14 protein-coding genes are annotated in these 19,233 nt (G+C 71.4%); 2 read left to right on the top strand and 12 right to left on the bottom strand.

All coding sequences use genetic code 11. The annotated features are described in order from the left end of the window. Positions 1-322 precede the first annotated feature (322 nt). The 9 genes from IGS67_RS12885 to IGS67_RS12845 all read right to left on the bottom strand — a co-directional run bounded on the left by IGS67_RS12885 (position 323) and on the right by IGS67_RS12845 (position 10,793). Complete coding sequence (locus tag IGS67_RS12885; protein WP_192281852.1) at positions 323-2,002, bottom strand: GspE/PulE family protein; 1,680 nt, start codon at positions 2,000-2,002, stop codon at positions 323-325. Positions 2,003-2,099: 97 nt separating this feature from the next. After that, the gene (locus IGS67_RS12880; RefSeq protein ID WP_192281849.1) at positions 2,100-2,969 is read right to left on the bottom strand and encodes a shikimate dehydrogenase; all 870 of its coding nucleotides are present in this window, start codon (positions 2,967-2,969) and stop codon (positions 2,100-2,102) included. Beyond that, positions 2,966-4,165 (bottom strand): endolytic transglycosylase MltG, encoded by a 1,200-nt coding sequence (mltG, locus tag IGS67_RS12875; RefSeq protein ID WP_192281846.1) that lies wholly within the window; start codon positions 4,163-4,165, stop codon positions 2,966-2,968. The genes IGS67_RS12880 and mltG overlap by 4 nt, the downstream gene beginning before the upstream one ends. A gap of 16 nt (positions 4,166-4,181) precedes the next feature. Then, positions 4,182-4,688, bottom strand: coding sequence for a Holliday junction resolvase RuvX (gene ruvX / locus IGS67_RS12870; RefSeq protein WP_192281842.1), 507 nt, complete (start codon positions 4,686-4,688; stop codon positions 4,182-4,184). Beyond that, the gene (gene alaS, locus IGS67_RS12865; protein WP_192281839.1) at positions 4,685-7,372 is read right to left on the bottom strand and encodes an alanine--tRNA ligase; all 2,688 of its coding nucleotides are present in this window, start codon (positions 7,370-7,372) and stop codon (positions 4,685-4,687) included. The genes ruvX and alaS overlap by 4 nt, the downstream gene beginning before the upstream one ends. A gap of 78 nt (positions 7,373-7,450) precedes the next feature. Continuing rightward, a complete protein-coding gene (locus tag IGS67_RS12860) occupies positions 7,451-7,870 on the bottom strand; it encodes a hypothetical protein (protein ID WP_192281834.1) in 420 nt (139 codons plus the stop codon). Beyond that, positions 7,867-8,301 (bottom strand): DUF948 domain-containing protein, encoded by a 435-nt coding sequence (locus IGS67_RS12855; RefSeq protein WP_192281831.1) that lies wholly within the window; start codon positions 8,299-8,301, stop codon positions 7,867-7,869. The genes IGS67_RS12860 and IGS67_RS12855 overlap by 4 nt, the downstream gene beginning before the upstream one ends. A gap of 270 nt (positions 8,302-8,571) precedes the next feature. Continuing rightward, positions 8,572-9,198, bottom strand: a complete 627-nt coding sequence (rpsD, locus tag IGS67_RS12850) for a 30S ribosomal protein S4 (protein ID WP_192281828.1) — start codon at positions 9,196-9,198, stop codon at positions 8,572-8,574. Positions 9,199-9,416: 218 nt separating this feature from the next. Next, positions 9,417-10,793 carry a replication-associated recombination protein A gene (locus IGS67_RS12845; RefSeq protein WP_192281825.1) on the bottom strand — a complete coding sequence of 459 codons (1,377 nt, stop codon included), beginning with the start codon at positions 10,791-10,793 and terminating at the stop codon, positions 9,417-9,419. 85 nt (positions 10,794-10,878) lie between these two features. Here IGS67_RS12845 and IGS67_RS12840 point away from each other — a divergent pair, with 85 nt between their 5' ends. Then, positions 10,879-13,113: an MMPL family transporter gene (locus tag IGS67_RS12840; RefSeq protein WP_328742721.1), complete on the top strand. Its 2,235-nt coding sequence runs from the start codon at positions 10,879-10,881 to the stop codon at positions 13,111-13,113. 155 nt (positions 13,114-13,268) lie between these two features. On the opposite strand, the gene aspS is transcribed toward IGS67_RS12840, so the two are convergent. The 3 genes from aspS to IGS67_RS12825 form a co-directional block, all read right to left on the bottom strand. Next, positions 13,269-15,062 (bottom strand): aspartate--tRNA ligase, encoded by a 1,794-nt coding sequence (gene aspS / locus IGS67_RS12835; protein WP_192281819.1) that lies wholly within the window; start codon positions 15,060-15,062, stop codon positions 13,269-13,271. 158 nt (positions 15,063-15,220) lie between these two features. After that, complete coding sequence (gene hisS / locus IGS67_RS12830; protein WP_192281816.1) at positions 15,221-16,612, bottom strand: histidine--tRNA ligase; 1,392 nt, start codon at positions 16,610-16,612, stop codon at positions 15,221-15,223. 11 nt (positions 16,613-16,623) lie between these two features. Then, the gene (locus IGS67_RS12825) at positions 16,624-17,418 is read right to left on the bottom strand and encodes an MBL fold metallo-hydrolase (protein ID WP_192281813.1); all 795 of its coding nucleotides are present in this window, start codon (positions 17,416-17,418) and stop codon (positions 16,624-16,626) included. Between the two features lie 203 nt (positions 17,419-17,621). Here IGS67_RS12825 and IGS67_RS12820 point away from each other — a divergent pair, with 203 nt between their 5' ends. After that, positions 17,622-19,229 (top strand): DUF349 domain-containing protein, encoded by a 1,608-nt coding sequence (locus IGS67_RS12820; protein WP_192281810.1) that lies wholly within the window; start codon positions 17,622-17,624, stop codon positions 19,227-19,229. Positions 19,230-19,233 lie beyond the last annotated feature (4 nt).

Raw genomic sequence — 19,233 nt, 5'->3', positions numbered from 1 at the left:
CGGGTCGTACGCCGCCTGGGGTGCGGCCGCCGGAGCAGCCACGGGACCCGCTGCGGCTGCGCGGGATGCCGCAACCCACTGCTGTCCGAGGACGGGCTCGCGACGAACCGGCTCCGGCGGAGTCTCCGCCTGACGTGCCCAGGTCTGCTCCGGATCCACGCGGGACGACGCAAGCGCGTTCGCAAAGGAAGCCCCGCGGCCAGGTTCCGGGGTGAAGATCTCGCTCACGTTGAGCCTCTCGCCTCTCGACTGCGACGCGCGGCACACGCGTCATCTCGTTATCGGCGCGCCAGACCACGCACTTGAGCGATCCGGACGATATTCACGCGACGACGCGGAGGATCTCCTCGATCGACGTCCGACCTTCGACGACCTTCCGCCAACCGTCGTCGCGCAGCGTCGTCATGCCATCCGCGATCGCCGACTTCGAGATCTCGGCAGCCGACGAGCCAGCGACTGCGTGCCGCTCGAGCGCCTCGGTCACCTGCATGACCTCGTGGAGCGCGAGCCGCCCCCGGTAGCCGGTCTTCGAGCAGGACGTGCACCCGGCCGGTCGGTGCAACGTGGGCTTGGCCTCCCCCGGCATCCACGGGAACCGAGCACCGAGGAGCTCCTCGTCGGACGGCACGTACGGCTCCTTGCACTTGTCGCACAGCTTGCGCGCAAGCCGCTGCGCGACGACGCAGTCGAGCGCCGAGCCCACGAGGAACGGCTCGATCCCCATCTCGACGAGACGCGTCACCGCCGACGGCGCGTCGTTCGTGTGGAGCGTCGACAGCACGAGGTGACCCGTGAGCGCTGCCTCGATCGCGATCTGCGCCGTCTCGTGGTCACGGATCTCACCGAGCAGCACCACGTCCGGGTCCGATCGCAGGATCGAGCGCAGCGCGCTCGCGAACGTCAGACCCGCCTTCGGGTTGACCTGCACCTGGTTGATGCCATCGAGCCGGTACTCGACCGGGTCCTCGACCGTGATGACGTTGATCTCCGGCTTCGAGACCGCGTTGAGCGTCGCGTACAGCGTCGTCGACTTGCCCGACCCCGTCGGGCCCGTCACGAGGATCATGCCGTAGGGCTTCTTGTACGACTCCTCGTAGATCCGGTAGTTCTCCTCGCCGAAGGACAGGTCGCGCAGGTCGAGCCGCGCGGTCGAGTTGTCGAGGATTCGCATGACGATCTTCTCGCCCCACACCGTCGGCAGCGTCGCGACACGAAGGTCGATCTTCTTGCCGTTGTGCGTCACCGACATACGACCGTCCTGCGGCTTGCGCCGCTCCGCGATGTCGATGTCCGAGAGGATCTTGACACGAGAGATCACTCCGTTGGCGATCTGCTTAGGAGACCGCTGCATCTCGTGAAGCACGCCGTCAATGCGGTACCGGACGCGCAGCTCGTGCTCGGCCGGCTCGATGTGGATATCGGACGCGCGGTCGGTGATCGCCTGCGTGACGAGCAGGTTGACGTAGCGGACGATAGGCGCGTCCTCGTCGGAGACGTTCCCGAGATTTGCGAGGTCGAGCTCCTCGAGCGTCGCGTTCTGCTCCTCCTCGAGGACGTTCTGGAGGTTCTCGAGCTCCCCGTCGGCGCGAACGTAGCGGTCGATCGCACGTGCCAGCGGGTCGTGCGACGCGACGGCGGTGCGGATGGGCATCCCCGAGACCGATCGCATGTCGTCGACGGCCATGACGTTGCCCGGGTCCGCCATCGCGACGACGAGGACGCCGCCGTCGTAGCGCACCGGCAGCGCGTTGTACCGACGGCAGACGGAGCCCGGGACGGCCGCCACCGCGGCCCTGTCGACCGGATACTCGTCGAGGTCCACGTACTCGAGACCCACCTGCTGGGCGAGCGCGCGGACGAGGTCGTCCTCCGAGAGGATGCCCAGCTCGACGAGAACGCGCCCGAGCGACGACCCGCGTTCGATCTGCACGTCGAGCGCGTGCATGAGCTGGGCCTCGTCGACGAGGCCCTCCTCGAGCAGGATCTCACCGAGCTGCTTCATGTCTGCCGTCCTCCCGTCGCACCGCGGATGGTGCACCTCGGGTTATCGGCAGACTGCGACGTTCTCTGAAGCGGATGAACGCGTTCTCACAGGATCATTACGTGATGGCGTCGGTCGACCCGCGGCGCGCGAGCTCCGCCTCGAGCGCGTCGCTCATGGCCACGAGCGGCGGCACGTGGCCCGTCATGAGGCGCACCTGCTCGGCCGCCTGGTGGAGGAGCATGCGCTCCCCCGGGGCGTCGACGCCGCCCAGGCGGCGCCACGCCGCCTGCAGCGCCGTGGGCCGCGGGTCGTAGACGACGTCGAGCAGCACTCCCCCGACGTTCTCGCCACGGGTGACGAGTCCGTCCGCGACGGCGTCGGCTCCCGCGCCGGGCACGGTCGAGACGACGACGTCCGCGCCGACGAGTGCCCGTGGCGCGTCCTCGAGCCGCCCGAACGTCGGCTCAACACCCATGCGGTGGGCTGCACGACGCAGCGATCCCGTGCGTGCGAGCGACCGCACGAGCACGAGCGGGTCGGTGATGCCGAGCTCGCCGAGCGCGGCGAGCGTCGAGGCGGCCGTCGCCCCGGCGCCGAGCACGACGGCCCGGGCGGCCCGCCCTTCTGGCGTGCAGTAGCCCGCCTCTCGGAGCGCAGCAACGATCCCGTGGACGTCCGTGTTCGCGCCGACGACGGTGCGCACACGACCTGATCGCTGCAGCAGCACCGTGTTGACCGCACCGACGACCTCGGCGAGAGGCTCGACGTGGTCGCACAGGCCGAGCGCCGTCTGCTTGAGCGGCATCGTGAGGCTCAGGCCCGCCCACTCCGGACCGCACTCGGCAAGGAACGCGCCGAGCTCGTCCTCCGTGACGTCGTGCCGGTCGTACTCCCAGTCGAGCCCGAGCGCCGCATACGCGGCGCGGTGAAGGACGGGCGACAGCGAGTGCTCGATCGGATGGCCGAGGACCCCCGCACGGGTCACTCGGACGTCTCCTCGTCATTCTCCTTCGCGGCCATCCGCTCGTTGTAGTCCTTCTGCCATTCCTGGAAGCGGAGCTTGGCGGCGGCGTGCTCGACAGCGGTCTCGGAGAACACCGTCTCACCGGTCTCACCGTTGACGGTGACGAAGAACATCCAGTTTCCGGGCTCCGGCTTGAGCGCGGCCTCGATCGAGGCCTTGCCCGGCGACCCGATCGGTCCCGGCGGGAGGCCCGCGTGCTTACGCGTGTTGTAGGGGCTGTCGTTGTCGAGGTCGGCCTTCGAGATGCCCATGTCGGCCGACCGCTTGCCCAGGATGTACAGCACGGTCGAGTCCATGCCGAGCGTCCACCCCTGCTCGAGGCGGTTCTCGATGACTCGTGCCACCTTCGCCCGGTCGTCAGCGTGCGACTCGGCCTCGACAATCGATGCCTTCGTCAAGAGCTCGTGCGCATCCTTGAGGTCGACACCCAGATCATCAAGAACAGTCTTCTGCTTCGCGATCATCGTCGAGAGCAGGTCCTCCGCGGTCGTGTCGCTCTCGAACGGGTACGTCGCAGGTGCGAGCCAACCCTCGAGATCACCCTTGGCGACCTCCGGCAGCCCGAGCGCATCGGTGTCCTCAGCGGCCTTCTCGAAGTTCTCGAGGGGGATCCCCGTGACGCTCGAGAGTCGTTCGAACGTCTCGGACACCCAGCGCCCCTCGATGACCGTCACCCCGTCCTGCTTGAGGTTCTTACGGTCGAGCATTGCGGCGAGCGCGTCCTTCGCCGTCATGCCCTCCTTGAGCGAGTATGTGCCGTAGCTGAGGACGGCCGCCGTGCCCTGCGCCGTCGCGTGCGCGCTCAGCGCCTCCGCGAACGCCTCCTGCGACTTCACGACGCCCGCGTCGACGAGCGCCGCGCCGATCGCAGAGTTCGACGCCCCGCGGGGAACCTTGACGAGAGCCTCACCGCTGCCCGGCCCTGGGTAGTCCGCGACGACCTTCTCCGTCGAGAACAGCTCGGGCAGCTTGCCAGCGAGGAAGACGCCCGTGCCGCCGACGACGACAAGAGCAGCCACGATGATGACGGCAAGTCGCATCCGCCGCTGCTTGCGACGGCGGCGAGCAGCAGGGTTGTTCCGGCTCGCAGCACGGGAACGCGCAGGCTGCGATGCCTGGGGCGCACGGGGCTGGGGCTGGGAGAACAGGTCGGTCACGCGTGGTCCTTCGTGCTCAGTCGTCGGTCGGGGCGGGGACGTCGACGAGGATGCCTGGACGACGGGCGCTCGCACGCTCGCCGTCGAGGGCGGTCTGCAGGATGATGACGGCTGCTACCTGGTCGACGACCGCACGATGCTTCCGGCCGGCACGACCCGACGCGTGGAGCGCCTGGTGGGCCGAGACGGACGTCATGCGTTCGTCGACAAGACGAACCTCGACGGGAGCCACGAGCGACGCGAGCCGCTCCGCATACCCACGCGCGGCCTCGGCAGCGGCGCCCTCGGTTCCCTTGAGGTGCCTCGGCAAGCCAACGTACACCACGCTTGCGGCGCGTTCACCGACCTCGGAAGCGATCCTCACAAGATCCGCCGGGAGCGTGCCGTCGGCGTGCTCGCCGTCGCGCGCGAGCGTCTCGACGGGAGTCGCGACGAGCCCGTCGGGGTCGCTCGACGCGAGGCCGACGCGGACCGAGCCCACGTCGACCCCGAGACGAGCGCCCCGCGGAAGTGCGTCGCTCATCGCGCGGCGACGCTCGCCGTCACAGCCTCGAGCGCTGCCGGCACGGCGGACGCGTCCGAGCCGCCACCCTGCGCGAGGTCGTCCTTGCCGCCGCCACCGCCACCGAGGACAGCGGTCGCAGCCTTGACGAGCGCACCTGCACGCACGCCCGCCTCGCGAGCGGCCGCGTTCGTTGCGACGACGACGAGCGGGCGTCCGGCCGACACGCCTGCGACAGCGACGACCGCACCCGAGGAGTCACCGAGACGGCCACGGACGTCGAGCGCGAGCGCACGCAGGTCGTCCGCCCCCGAGACCTCGCCCGCGTCGTGCGCGACGACCCGCACACCCGCGGCATCGACCGCCGAGGACGCGAGCGTGCCCGCGACCGCGAGCAGCTGCGCCTGCCGCAGCGCGGCGAGTTCCTTCTCCGCGTCCTTGAGGCGCGACATGAGACTCGCGACCCGGTCGACGACCTCCTCGCCACGCGCCCCGAGCAGCCCCGAGACCTGACCGACGATCGCGCGTTCCTTCGCGTGCGACGCGTACGCGCCCGCACCGACGAGCGCGTCGACACGCCGCACACCCGAGCCGATCGACGACTCGCCGAGGAGCGTCACGAGACCGAGCTCGCCCGAACGCTGCACATGCGTGCCCGCGCACAGCTCACGCGACCAGTCGCCGCCGATCGAGACGACGCGCACCCGCTCTCCATACTTCTCGCCGAAGAGCGCCATCGCGCCCGAGGCGCGCGCCTCGTCGAGCGTCATGATCGCCTCGGTGACCTCGAGGTCCTCCTGGAGACGAGAGTTGACGCGCTCCTCGATCTCCGCGAGTGCCGAGGCCGGGACGGCCGAGCCGCGACGGAAGTCGAAGCGGATGCGGCTCGGTGCGTTCTCCGAGCCAGCCTGCGTCGCGTCCTTGCCGAGCGACTCCTGCAGCGCCTTGTGGATGAGGTGCGTCGCCGAGTGGGCACGTGCGATCGCCCCGCGCCGCGCGGTGTCGATCGTCGCTTCGCCCGACTCGCCGACCGTGAGGGTGCCGTCGACGAGACGACCACGGTGGACGTTGAGGCCCTTGATGGGCGCCTGGACGTCGTCGACCTCGATGACGGCACCGCCGTCGAGACGGATGACACCCTCGTCCGCGAGCTGGCCACCGGCCTCCGCGTAGAACGGGGTGCGGTCGAGCACGATCTCGACGTTCGCAGGCGCCGTCGCCGCCGGCGACGGGACACCGTCGACGAGCAGCCCGACGACCGTGCCGCGCGCCGACGCCTCCGTGTAGCCGAGGAACGCGACCGGCGCGGACATGTCCGCCTTGATCGACTCCCACACGGCCACGTCCGTGTGGCCCGCCTTCTTCGCGACCGCGTCGGCCCGAGCACGCGCCTTCTGCTCGGCCATGAGCGAGCGGAACGCCGCCTCGTCGACCTGGACGCCGTGCTCCGCCGCCATCTCGAGCGTGAGGTCGATCGGGAAGCCGTACGTGTCGTGGAGGGCGAACGCCTCGTCGCCGCCGAGGACCGGGGTTCCCTCCCCCGCCGCCCGGACGGCCTTCGACACCGCGGTGTCGAGGATCGTCGTGCCCGAGGCCAGGGTCCGGAGGAACGCGTCCTCCTCGCCGTAGACGACGTCCGCGATGCGGTCGAAGTCCGCACCGATCTCCGGGTACGACGCCATCATGAGGTCACGCGACACCGGCAGCAGCTGCGGAAGCACGGCCTCCTGCACGCCGAGCAGCCGCAGCGAACGCACCGCACGACGCAGCAGACGGCGCAGCACGTAGCCACGCCCCTCGTTCGACGGACGCACGCCGTCGCCGACGAGCATGAGCGAGGACCGCACGTGGTCCGCGATGACGCGCATGCGCACGTCGTCCTCGCCGCCCTGGCCGTAGGCCTTGCCCGTGAGCTCCTGCGTCGCCGCGATGACGGGGAAGACCTCGTCGATCTCGTACATGTTCTGCTTGTCCTGCAGGAGGAACGCCATGCGCTCGAGGCCCGCGCCCGTGTCGATGGCCTTCTGGTCGAGCTCCCGCACGAGCGGGTAGTCCTTGCCCTGACCCTCGCCGCGCAGGAACTGGTCGAAGACGAGGTTCCAGATCTCGAGGTAGCGGTCGCCGCCCGGGTCGACGTCACCGCCGACAGCCTCGGGACCGTACTGGGGGCCGCGGTCGTAGTGGAACTCCGCGCACGGCCCGGCCGGACCGGGCTGGCCCGTGTCCCAGAAGTTCTCCTCGCGCGGCAGGCGCACGATGTGCTTCGGGTCGATGCCGATCTTGCGCGTGAGGACGTCGAACGACTCCGTGTCCTCGTCCCACAGCGTCACCCACATGCGGTCGCCGTCGAAGCCGTAGCCTCCCGCGTCCTGCGAGCCCGTGAGGAGCTCCCACGCGAGGTCGATCGCGCCTTCCTTGAAGTAGTCGCCGAACGAGAAGTTGCCGTTCATCTGGAAGAACGTGCCGTGGCGCGTCGTGCGGCCGACGTTCTCGATGTCGTTCGTGCGGATGCACTTCTGCACCGACGCGATGCGGGGGTGCGGCGCCGGCTCGGTGCCGATGATGTACGGGATGAACGGCACCATGCCTGCGACCGTGAAGAGCAGCGACGGGTCCGGCGAGATGAGCGAGGCGCTCGGCGCGATGTGGTGTCCCCGGGACTCGAAGTGATCGAGCCAACGCTGGCGGATGTCGGCGGTACGCATGGTGTCCTCGTGTGTCTGGTGGTCGTGCATGGGTCGGCGCTCGGGCGCCGAAGGTCAAGGGTAGGTCCCCGGAGGGCCCTAGAAGGAGTACGGGAGGTCGTCCTCGTCGTCGATCCGCGTGGTGCGGCCCGGGAAGTCCCCGCCCGACGACGCCGGGTCGACCGGCTCCGCGCCCCAGCGTGCCGCGGTGCGCGCCTGCTCGCGCAGGTGGCGGGCCTGGCCCCGGGCGTCCGTGCGGTCGGCGGGCGCCCGGCCCTCGGCGGCGAGCGCCCCGTGGAGCTCGGCCTCACGGCGGTCGCGCGCCTCGGCCAGGTCGCCGCCGAACGCCGCAGCAGCCTCGCGTACGCGGCCCACGAACGTCGTCGCCTGAGCCGTCGCGCCCTTGACCGCGCGGTCGACGACCGCAGGCGGGCTGTAGCGCTCGCGCAGCTCTGTGGCCTTGCGCACGGCGAGCACCGTGACGCCTGCGCCGACCGCGACCCAGAAGAGCCGCTTCATCGGGTGCTCCCCCGTCGTCCGCGCAGGTCGGGGGCCGGGCTCGCCGGTGCGGCGTCGTCCGGGTCGAGGCCCCGCACGCGCGCGAACGCACGAGCCGTTGCCTTGCGCGCGCCGTGGAGCGTGCTCGCGACAGCGATGACAGGGCCGCCGAGCACCGAGGCGTAGAGGCCCGTGAGCGCAGAGACGTTCTCGGCGACCTGTGCGGCCGACGTCGTCACCGTGTCGACCTTCGCGAGCTGGACGTTCGTCTCCGCGACCGTCGTCGTCGCCTCGTCGAGGATCGGCACCGTGTGGTCCGTGAACTTACGCACCGCGTCGCGCGTCTCGTCGAGCACGCGGCCCAGCTTGAGCAGCGGCACGGCGAGCAGCCCGACGAGCAGGACGAACGCGATCGCGGCGATGAGTCCGGCCACGTCTCCGAGCGAGGTCATCGGTGCTTCCTTCCGGTGCGGGAACCCCGTGGCGGGGCACCCGGCAACTCTACCTGCAGCGGGACCTCAACGACCGTGCGAACGAGCACGCCGAACGACGCTGCTGCCACCCACACGGCGTTCCCCCGAGAATCCGCACTGATGGCCACTCCCAGTGACCATCTGCGCGGATTCCTCGGGCGCGGACGCCGGCGCGGACGGGGCCGGGAACGCGGACGCCCCGCGCGCTGCGAGGCAGCGGCGGGGCGTCCGACGTGATGCTCAGGCTGATCAGCGCGAGTAGTGCTCGACGACGAGCTGGACCTCGGCGGTCACGGGGACCTCGACGCGCTTGGGGCGACGCACCAGGGAGAACGAGAGCTTCTCGAGCTGGACGTCGAGGTACGCGGGGACGGCCGGGAGGACGTCACGGTGCGCACCGGCTGCGGCGACCTGGAACGGGACGGTGGCCTGGCTCTTTGGCTTGACCTGGACCGTCTGGCCCGGCTTCACCTGGAACGAGGGGCGGTCGACGATCTTGCCGTCGACGAGGATGTGGCGGTGCACGACGGCCTGACGAGCCTGGAGGATCGTGCGGGCGAAGCCGGCGCGGAGAACGAGCGCGTCGAGACGCATCTCGAGGATCTCGACGAGAGCCTCACCGGTGAGGCCGGCGTCCTTCTTGGCGACCTCGAACGCGCGGGCCATCTGCTTCTCGCGGAGGCCGTACTGGGCGCGGAGACGCTGCTTCTCACGGAGACGGACCGCGTAGTCCGACTCGGTGCGGCGGCGGGCGCGGCCGTGCTCACCCGGGGGGTAGGGGCGCTTCTCGAAGTGCTTGACGGCCTTGGGGGTGAGCGCGATGCCGAGGGCACGGCTCAGACGCACCTGGCGGCGCGAACGGGTCACAGAGGACACGGTGGTTCCATCCTGTCGTGGGATATTGACGTCACACCCGGGCGACCGGGTGCGGGACCAGCCGACGCACAGCCCTCAGACGCGAGGTCAGGAGCAGTGTCAGGGCCGAGGTCCCAGGCGTGCCCGCTAGGGCAACCTGTCTATCGTACCCGATCCCCTCGCGACCCTCGACCACCCCGACACGTAGGCCCCCAGCACCGTTCGACGGTGCTCAGCACCTACGAGTCGGCGGGACGAGGCGCTCGGGCGAGGATGTCACGCACCGCGTCGAGGCGCGGACCCACCTGCCGTTCGAAGCCACGGTCCGTCGGCTCGTAGTAGCGACGCCCCACGAGCGTGTCGGGCAAGTACTGCTGCGCCGCGACCGCATGTGGCTCGTCGTGCGCGTACACATACTCCTGACCGTGCCCGATCCGCTGCGCACCCGCGTAGTGCGCATCCCGCAGGTGCGTCGGCACCGTGCCGGCCCGCCCCGCGCGCACGTCCGCGATCGCCGCGTCGATCCCGAGGTACGCAGCGTTCGACTTCGGCGCCGTCGCCAGGTGCACGACGGCCTCCGCGAGGACGATCCGCCCCTCCGGCATCCCGATGAGCGCGACTGCCTGAGCTGCCGCCGTCGCCGTCTGCAACGCGCTCGGGTCCGCGAGCCCGACGTCCTCCGCCGCCGAGATGACAAGGCGCCGCGCGATGAACCGCGGGTCCTCCCCCGCGACGATCATCCGCGCCAGGTAGTGGAGCGCCGCGTCGACGTCCGAGCCACGGATCGACTTGATGAACGCCGAGACGACGTCGTAGTGCTGATCCCCCGCGCGGTCGTACCGCACGGCCGCGACGTCGACCGCCTTCTCGACCGTCGCCAGATCGACCGTCGCGCCCGCCCCGCGCTCCTCGAGCGCAGACCCCGCCGCCGCCTCGAGCACGGTGAGCGCCTTGCGTGCGTCACCGCCAGCGAGACGCAGCAGATGCTCGAGCGCGTCCTCGTCGAGCGAAACCTCCCCGCCGAGCCCCCGCTCGTCGGACACGGCCCGCTCGACGAGCGTCCGCACGTCGTCCTCCGCAAGAGGTTGCAGAGTGAGCAGGAGCGAGCGCGACAGCAGCGGGGAGTTCACCGAGAAGCTTGGGTTCTCCGTCGTCGCCGCGACGAGCGTCACCCACCTGTTCTCGACACTCGGCAGCAGCGCGTCCTGCTGCGTCCGCGAGAACCGATGGACCTCGTCGACGAAGAGCACCGTCTCCTCGCCGCCCGCCACGAGCCTGCGCCGCGCGTCCTCGACGACCGTCCGCACGTCCTTGACGCCCGCCGTCACCGCCGACAGCTCGACGAAGCGTCGGCCCGACGCCCGTGCCACGAGGTACGCGAGCGTCGTCTTCCCCGTCCCTGGAGGCCCCCACAGGACGACCGACGACGGCGCGGCGCGCCCTGAGGCCTCCCCCGGCTCGACGAGACGCCGTAGCGGCGAGCCCGGCACGAGCAGGTGCGCCTGCCCGGCCACCTCGTCGAGCGAGCGCGGTCGCATCCGCACCGCAAGAGGAGCCCCACGCGACGGCTCCGGAACGCCCGCGACATCCGTCCCAGCGGTCTCGAACAGGTCCATGGCCCGAGCCTACGGCGCTCCGCACCCGCGCTCGGACCACCCCTGCTCGTGGCGAACGCCCTCGTCCCGATGGGATAGTGGCTCAGTGTTCGCATCCCTCGGCCGCAGCCTCATCCGCCATCCGCGCCGCGCCCTCGTCGTCTGGGCGCTCGTGTCGCTCCTCGGCGCAGGCATCGCGCTCCTCGGGACCGGCGGTGGCAACCTCTTCGACCGGCTGTCCACCGGCGAGCCCGCCGTCACCGGGTCCGAGAGCGCCGAGGGCAGCCGGATCCTCGCGGAGAACACGACCACCGGGCCGACCCTCACGATGATGGTCTCGGGCGTCGACCCCGCTGACGACGCGCTTCCAGCCGCGGTCGAGAGCGTGAGGACCGCCGTCGCCGCTGTACCCGGTGTCGCCTCCGTCGTCGACCCGTACGCGCTTCCCGACGGCATCGCGAACCCTGCCGCGGCGCCCCTGCTCGCCGTGTCCGGCAGCGGCTTCGTCATGGTCGCCGAGCTCGACCCGACCCTCGACGACGACGCCCGCGCAGCCGCGGAGAACGCCGTCGTCGCGGCGTTCGCCACCGCCGACGACGCGCTCGTCGCAGCGATCCCCGGTGCCACGACGCTCGTCGGCGGGACGAGCCTCGTCGTCGAGGCCGTCACCGATCAGGTGAAGGCCGACCTCGTCACGGGCGAGGTCGTCGCGCTGCCGGTTGCCCTCATCATCATGGTCCTCGTCTTCGGCGGTTTCCTCACCGCCTCGATGCCCATGGTCGGGGCGATCGCATCGATTGGCGCGGGCCTCGGCGTCATCTACGGCCTCACGTACGTCATCGACGTCGACTCCTCCATCGTCAACGTCGTCACCCTCCTCTCGATCGGGCTCTCGATCGACTACGGGCTCCTCATCGTCTCCCGCTACCGCGAAGAGCTCGCGCTCGCACGGACCCAGGAAGCCACGGGCGGCATGCGTCGCCGCCGCGGCGACGGCGCCGTCCAGGTCGCACTCGTCCGCACGATGTCCACCGCAGGCCGCACCGTCGCCTTCTCGGCCCTCACCGTCGCCATCTCGATCGCCGGCCTCGTCGTCTTCGACCCGTCGATCCTGCGGTCGATCGGCCTTGCCGGCCTCGCCATCGTCCTCATCTCGGTCGCGACCGCCCTCACCCTCGTCCCGGCGCTCCTCCTCGTCGCCGGAGCGCGGCTCGAACGGCCCGGGGTCCTCACCCGCGTCCCGTGGCTCGCAGGCGTGCTCGCCCGCACGGCTGACGTCGAGAGCGACGAGGGTGTCTTCTCGCGCTGGGCAGCACGCGTCCAGAAGCACCCGTGGTGGGTGCTCGTCAGCTGCGTCACCCTCCTCGGCGCGATGGCCCTCCCCCTCGGCCACCTCCACCTGCGCAACTCCGGAGTCGACCTGCTTCCCGCGTCCGACAGTCAGCGGCAGTTCGTCGAGCAGCTCTCGGCCGAGTACCCCGCGACGTCCGGGTCCGACCTCGTCGTCGTCGTCGACGGCACCCTCGAGGAAGCGGCCGCCTGGATCCCCGACATCGAGGCGCTCCCGCGGGTCGCTGAGGTGCGCGGTCCGTCCGCGCTCGGTGCCTACGCGGTCCTTGCGGTCGACACGACCGACGACGACGCCGGCGGCCCCGAGTCCGTCGCCGCCGTCCACGACCTGCGCGAGCTCGACCCGCCCCACCGCACGTGGGTGACGGGACAGGCCGCCAACCAGGTCGACTTCCTCGACGCCCTCACCTCCCGGGCCCCGTGGGCGGTCGGGATCGTCGTCGTCGCGACCCTCATCCTGCTGTTCCTCATGACCGGCTCGGTCGTCGTCCCCGTCAAGGCGTTGCTCACGAACGGGCTCTCCCTCGCCGCGTCGACGGGCGTGCTCGTCCTCGCGTTCCAGGACGGCTGGCTCGAAGGGATCCTCGGCTTCACGTCGACGGGCGGGATCGAGACGTACGTCTTCGCGCTCGTGCTCGCGTTCGCGTTCGGCCTCGCGATGGACTACGAGGTCTTCCTGCTCGCCCGGATCAAGGAGCTCGTCGACGCAGGTCACGAGTCGGAGGAGGCCGTACGTCTCGGCCTGCAGCGGTCCGGCCGCATCATCACGTCGGCCGCCGCGATCATCGTCGTCGTCTTCGCAGGCTTCGTCTTCGGGGAGCTGCTCGTCATCAAGGAGGTCGGGTTCGCCCTCGCGTTCGCCGTGGCGCTCGACGCGACGCTCGTCCGGATGCTGCTCGTGCCGGCGACGATGACGTTGCTCGGGCGGTACAACTGGTGGGCGCCTGCGCCGCTGCGCAGGCTCCACGAACGCTTCGGCCTCGAGCACTGACATACCGCGCCAAGGTCTCAAGACGACGACGCCGAGGGAGACTGGCCGCGTGGATCGCCGTGGGCGCGCGGACGTCCGGGGCAGGCCGCATAGATACACGGACGCCCCGGAGCGCACCGCGAAGGTGCGCACCGGGGCGTCCGTCGTCCGGGGTCTCAGGCCTCTGCCGGAGCAGCCTCCGCCTTCGGGGCGGCCGGCTTCGCGTCGACGCCGGCCTCCTTGCGCTGCTGCGCCGTGATCGGCGCCGGAGCCTGCGTGAGCGGGTCGTAGCCGCCGCCCGACTTCGGGAACGCGATGACGTCGCGGATCGACTCCGAGCCCGTGAGGAGCATGAGGATGCGGTCCCAGCCGAACGCGATGCCGCCGTGCGGCGGGGCGCCGAACTTGAACGCGTCAAGGAGGAACCCGAACTTCTCCTGCGCCTCGGCCTCGCCGATGCCCATCGTGCGGAAAACCCGCTCCTGCACGTCACGGCGGTGGATACGGATCGATCCGCCGCCGATCTCGTTGCCGTTGCAGACGATGTCGTACGCGTACGCGAGGGCCTCGCCCGGGTTCTCCTCGAACGTGTCGATCCACTCGGGCGTCGGCGACGTGAAGGCGTGGTGGACGGCCGTCCACGCACCCTCGCCGACTGCGACGTCGTCGTCCTCGCCCGTGGGCTTGAACAGCGGCGCGTCGACGACCCACACGAACGCCCACGCCGACTCGTCGATGAGCCCCGCCTTGCGGCCGACCTCGAGACGCGCGGCACCGAGGAGCGCGCGCGAGTCGCTCGCGCGACCCGCGGCGAAGAACACCGCGTCGCCCGGCTCCGCACCGGTTGCCGCCGCGAGCCCGGAACGCTCCGCGTCGGAGAGGTTCTTCGCGACGGGACCGCCGAGCTCGCCGTCCTCGCCGAACGTCACGTACGCGAGGCCACGGGCGCCGCGCTGCTTGGCCCACTCCTGCCACGCGTCGAAGCCACGACGCGGCGTGGCCGCACCGCCCGGGAACCGGATCGCACCGACGTACGGGGCCTGGAAGACGCGGAACGTCGTGTCGGCGAAGTACGCCGTGAGATCGACGAGCTCGAGCCCGAAGCGAAGGTCGGGCTTGTCCGAGCCGTAGCGCTCCATGGCGTCCTTGAACGTCATGCGCGGGATGGGCAGCGAGATCTCATGACCGCCGAGGCGCCAGAGCTCGACGAGGATCTCCTCGGCGACCTCGATGACGTCGTCCTGCTCGACGAAGCTCATCTCGACGTCGAGCTGCGTGAACTCCGGCTGACGGTCGGCGCGGAAGTCCTCGTCGCGGTAGCAGCGCGCGATCTGGTAGTAGCGCTCCATGCCGGAGACCATGAGCAGCTGCTTGAACAGCTGCGGCGACTGCGGCAGCGCGTACCAGGAGCCCGGCGCGAGACGTGCGGGCACGAGGAAGTCGCGCGCGCCCTCGGGCGTCGAACGGGTGAGCGTCGGCGTCTCGATCTCGACGAACTCGTGGCGGTCGAGCACACGGCGCGCCGCGGCGTTCGCCTTCGCGCGCATGCGCAGGGCAGAGGCCGGCGCGGGACGACGCAGGTCGAGGTAGCGGTGGCGCAGGCGCGCCTCCTCGCCGATCTGCTCGGTGCCGTCGAGCGCGGTCGAGACCTGGAACGGCAGCGGCGCCGACTCGTTGAGGACGACGACCGTCTCGGCGACGACCTCGATCGCACCAGTCGGGAGGTTCGTGTTCTCGTTGCCGTCGGGGCGAGCGTTGACCGTGCCCGTCACCTGGAGGACGAACTCGGCGCGCAGCGGGTGCGCGACGGCCTCGTCCCGGATGACGACCTGGGCGATGCCCGAGGCGTCACGCAGGTCGATGAACGCGACGCCACCGTGGTCGCGGCGTCGGTCGACCCAGCCCGTGAGGGTGACGGTCTGACCTGCGTGCTCGGTCCTGAGGGAGCCGGCGGGGTGTGTGCGGAGCACTGGGATCTTCCTTCCGGGAAGTCTGGGGGCGGTCCGCCGAGACGGGGCGGCGCCGGAGGAGAGCGTGCCGCGGGCGGCACGCACGTCGGTCCATCCTAGGACGCGACAGGCGCGGGCCCCAGCCGTTTCCTCGGCCGGGGCCCGCGGGTGAGCGTGGGTCAGGCGGTGGCCGCCCGGACGGTCGGGCGGGCGTCGGCCGCGGGCGGGGCCCACGACGACGCGTCCGCGTCGACCTGCTCGCCCGAGCGGATGTCCTTGACCTGATGCCCCTGCGCGGGCACGACGGAGCCGTCCGCGCGCGTGTGCTCAGGCGTCGGCGGGAACCAGACGAACGGGATCGAGCGACGGTCGGCGTAACGGATCTGCTTGCCGAACTTCGCGGCACTCGGCGCGACCTCGCACGCGATGCCGCGGGCACGTAGCGCGGCGGCAACGTCGTCGGAGACTGACCGCTCGGCCTCGTCGTTCACCGCGACGAGCACCGCGCTCGGCACGCCGCGGGACGCGACGACGAGCCCGTCGGACAGGAGACGCGACACGAGACGCGAGACGCCGATCGACAGCCCGACACCCGGGAACGTGCGCTTGCCGTCCGAGGCGAGCGTGTCATAGCGACCGCCCGAGCAGATCGAGCCGAGGCTCTCGTGCCCGACGAGCAGCGTCTCGTAGACGGAGCCCGTGTAGTAGTCGAGGCCGCGAGCGATCTTCATGTCCGCGACGACGACCCCCGGGGCGCGCACTGCAGCGGCTGCGACGAGCGCACCGAGCTCGGTAAGCCCCTCCTCGAGGAGCTCGGTCACCGCGCCGTGCTGCTCGGCGAGAGCGCGCACGCGATCGACGACCGTCGTGTCGGACCCGCTGATGGCCGCGAGCTCGAGGCACGCGGCGGCCTGCGCTGCGCTCGCGCCCGCCTCCGCGGCGAGCAGCTCCGCGACGGCGGCGGGCCCGATCTTGTCGAGCTTGTCGATCGACCGCAGAACAGCCTCGACGTCGTCGAGCCCGAGCCCGCGGTAGAAGCCCTCGGCGACCTTGCGGTTGTTGACGAGGATGCGAACCTCGGGCACGCCGATGTCGCGCAGCCTGCCGAGAGCGTCGGCCATGACGAGCGGCAGCTCAACCTCGTAGTGGTAGGGCAGCTCGCCGTCGCCCACGACGTCGACGTCAGCCTGGAGGAACTCCCGGAACCGGCCGTCCTGGGGACGCTCGCCGCGCCACACCTTCTGCATCTGGTAGCGCTTGAACGGGAACGCGAGGTGGCCCGCGTTCTCGAGGACCCAGCGCGCGAACGGCACCGTGAGATCGAAATGCAGGCCGAGCTGCTTGTCCGGCTCAGCACCCTCCTCCTCCTGGAGGCGACGCAGCACGTAGACCTCCTTGGAGGTCTCACCCTTGCGGAGCAGCTGGTCGAGCGGCTCGACCGCCCGCGTCTCGATGCCCGCGAAGCCGTGGAGCTCGAAGGTCTCGCGCAGGACGTCGAGGATGTGCTGCTCGACGACGCGCCCCTCAGGGCGCCACTCAGGAAATCCGGACAGGGGGGTGGGGCGTGCCATGGTCCCCGATCCTACCGGCGGGCGAGGTACGGGTTCGACGCCATTTCGTGCCCGACGGTCGTCGCCGGGCCGTGCCCCGGCAGGACGAGCGCATCGCCCGGGAGCGTCGCGACGACGTCGCGCAGCGTGCGCGCCATGCCGGCACCGTCCCCGCCGGGCAGGTCCGTGCGCCCGACGCTCCCCGCGAAGAGGACGTCACCCGTGAGCACCGTCGACGTCACGACGGCGCGAGGCCGGCCAGGGCGTGGCAGCTCCGAGGAGTCGTCGGGCACAGCCGAGACGACGTAGAGCGTCGACCCCTCCGTGTGCCCAGGTGCGTGCACGGCCTCGACCGTGACACCGGGCCCGAGCGTGTCCTCGCCGAGCAGTCCGCCCGCACCGACGAGGAGCGTGCGCTCCCCCGCGAACGTCATGACACGCTCCGGGACGCGCGTCTCGTCAACCTGCACACCCTGCTGCGCGACCGCCTGGACGAGCGGCCCCCGCGGGCCCCACGGGTCGAGCGTCCCCAACGGGTCCGCGAGGCGGTGCGCGTCGGCCTCATGGAGGACGAACGGGATCCCGGCGTCGTCGGTGACGAGCGGTCCGTCCCACACGTGGTCGAGGTGCCCATGCGTCGCGAGCACGGCCACCGGAACGAGGCCGTGCTCGTCGAGGTGCGTGCGCAGCGCGGGCGCGACCCCGCCGCCCGCGTCGACGACGAGGCACGGGCCCGAGCCCGTGGCCGACAGGACGTGGCACGACGCACCGAGAACCGGCGCGACGAGCGTCGTGAGGTGGAACGTGGACGCGTCGGCGGCGGGCATGCCCCCAGGCTAGCGGCGCGTTCCCCGTCCGCCCTGCGCGGACAGGGTGTTCTCTCGCGCACGAGCGCGCGCCGGAGTGCCTAGACTGGCCACGGCCGTGTTCGTCACCGAACCGGTGCCCACCGGTCCCCGCGCGGGGACAGTCGCTGATGTCACCCGGTCGCACCGGCCGGTACGCGTCACAACCCGAGGAGTGATGCCCTGTGTCCGAGACCACCCCCACCGCCGACGAGCCGATCGTCGAGACCGCCGAGGGCACCGCTCCCGAGTCTGCTCAGGCCGAGACGGCCGCTGAGGTCCCCGCCGAGGACGCCGCGACGTCCACGCCCGAGGTCGCCGTGACCGAGGCACCCGCGACCGAGGAGCCCGCCGCCGACGCCCCTGCCCCGGCAGCCGCGGCGCCCGCCGCTGAGCCCGCGACGCCCGCAGCGCCGCGCCCCGCGGCCCGTCCCGTCCCGCGTCCCACGCCTCGTCCCGCCCCGAGCCCTCTCGCGGTCGCCCAGTCGCGCCCCGCGGAGGCCGCGCCTGTCGCAGCCCCCGACGACGCCGCCGAGGCGCTCGCCGCGGCCGCGTTCGGACGCGTCGACGAGGACGGCACCGTCTATGTCCGCGAGGGCGAGACCGAGCGTGCCGTCGGCCAGTTCCCCGGCGTGAGCGCCGAGGAGGCCATGGCTCTCTACGTGCGTCGCTTCCTCGAGATCCAGTCGAAGGTCGCGCTCTTCGAGACCCGGCTCGGCTCCGCCGACCTCGCGGTCAAGGAGATCGACCAGACGATCGCACGCCTCACGGAGGACCTCGCAGAGCCCTCCGCGGTGGGCGACCTCGCCGGCCTGCGTGCGCGCCTCGACGGGCTCCGCGAGCGTGCCGCCCAGCGCCGCTCCGAGCTCGACGCTGAGCGCACCGCCGCCCGCGCCGCGGCCGTCGAGCGTCGCACCGCGATCGTCGAGGCCGCCGAGGAGATCGCGGGCACCGACCCGTCGCGGATCCAGTGGCGCCCGTCGGGTGACCGACTCCGCCAGCTCCTCGACGACTGGAAGGACGCTCAGCGCAACGGCCCGCGCATCGACCGGCCGACGGAGGAGGCGCTCTGGAAGCGGTTCAGCCACGCACGGACCACGTTCGACCGCGAGCGTCGCCACTTCTTCGCGGAGCTCGAGACCCGCAACTCCGCCGCGAAGTCCGCCAAGGAAGCCCTCGTCGCCGAGGCCGAGGCACTCTCGACGTCGACCGACTGGGGGGCCACCGCGGGTGCGTACCGCATCCTCATGGACCGCTGGAAGGCCGCAGGCCGCGCCAACCGCAAGGACGACGACGCGCTCTGGGCACGCTTCCGTGCCGCCCAGGACCGCTTCTTCGCGGCCCGTGACGCGGACAACGCCGCGACCGACGCCGAGTTCGAGGCGAACCTCGCGGTCAAGGAGGACCTGCTCACCGAGGCTGAGGCACTCGTCCCCGTCACTGACCTCTCCCGCGCCAAGGCCGCGCTGCGCGACATCCAGGAGCGGTGGGAGGCGGCCGGCAAGGTCCCGCGCAACGCCATGGGGCGCGTCGAGGCACGTATGCGTGCCGTCGAGACCGCGGTCCGCGACGCCGAGCAGGCACAGTGGGTCCGCACCAACCCTGAGACGCGTGCGCGCGCCGAGGGCGCGGCCGCTCAGCTCGAGGCGTCGATCGCCCAGCTCGAGGCTGAGCTCGAGGCTGCCCGCACGAAGGGCGACGAGCGCAATGCCCGCTCGCTCGAGGAGGCCGTGACGGCCAAGCGCGCGTGGCTCGAGCAGATCGTCCGCGCTGCTGAGGACGCGCGCGGCTGACGCT

Origin of the sequence: Flavimobilis rhizosphaerae (genome assembly GCF_014852685.1) — a bacterium.
Classification (GTDB): Bacteria; Actinomycetota; Actinomycetes; order Actinomycetales; family Cellulomonadaceae; genus Flavimobilis; species Flavimobilis rhizosphaerae.
Note: the sequence above shows the minus strand (reverse complement) of the source record. Positions and strands in the feature narration are given on the sequence as shown.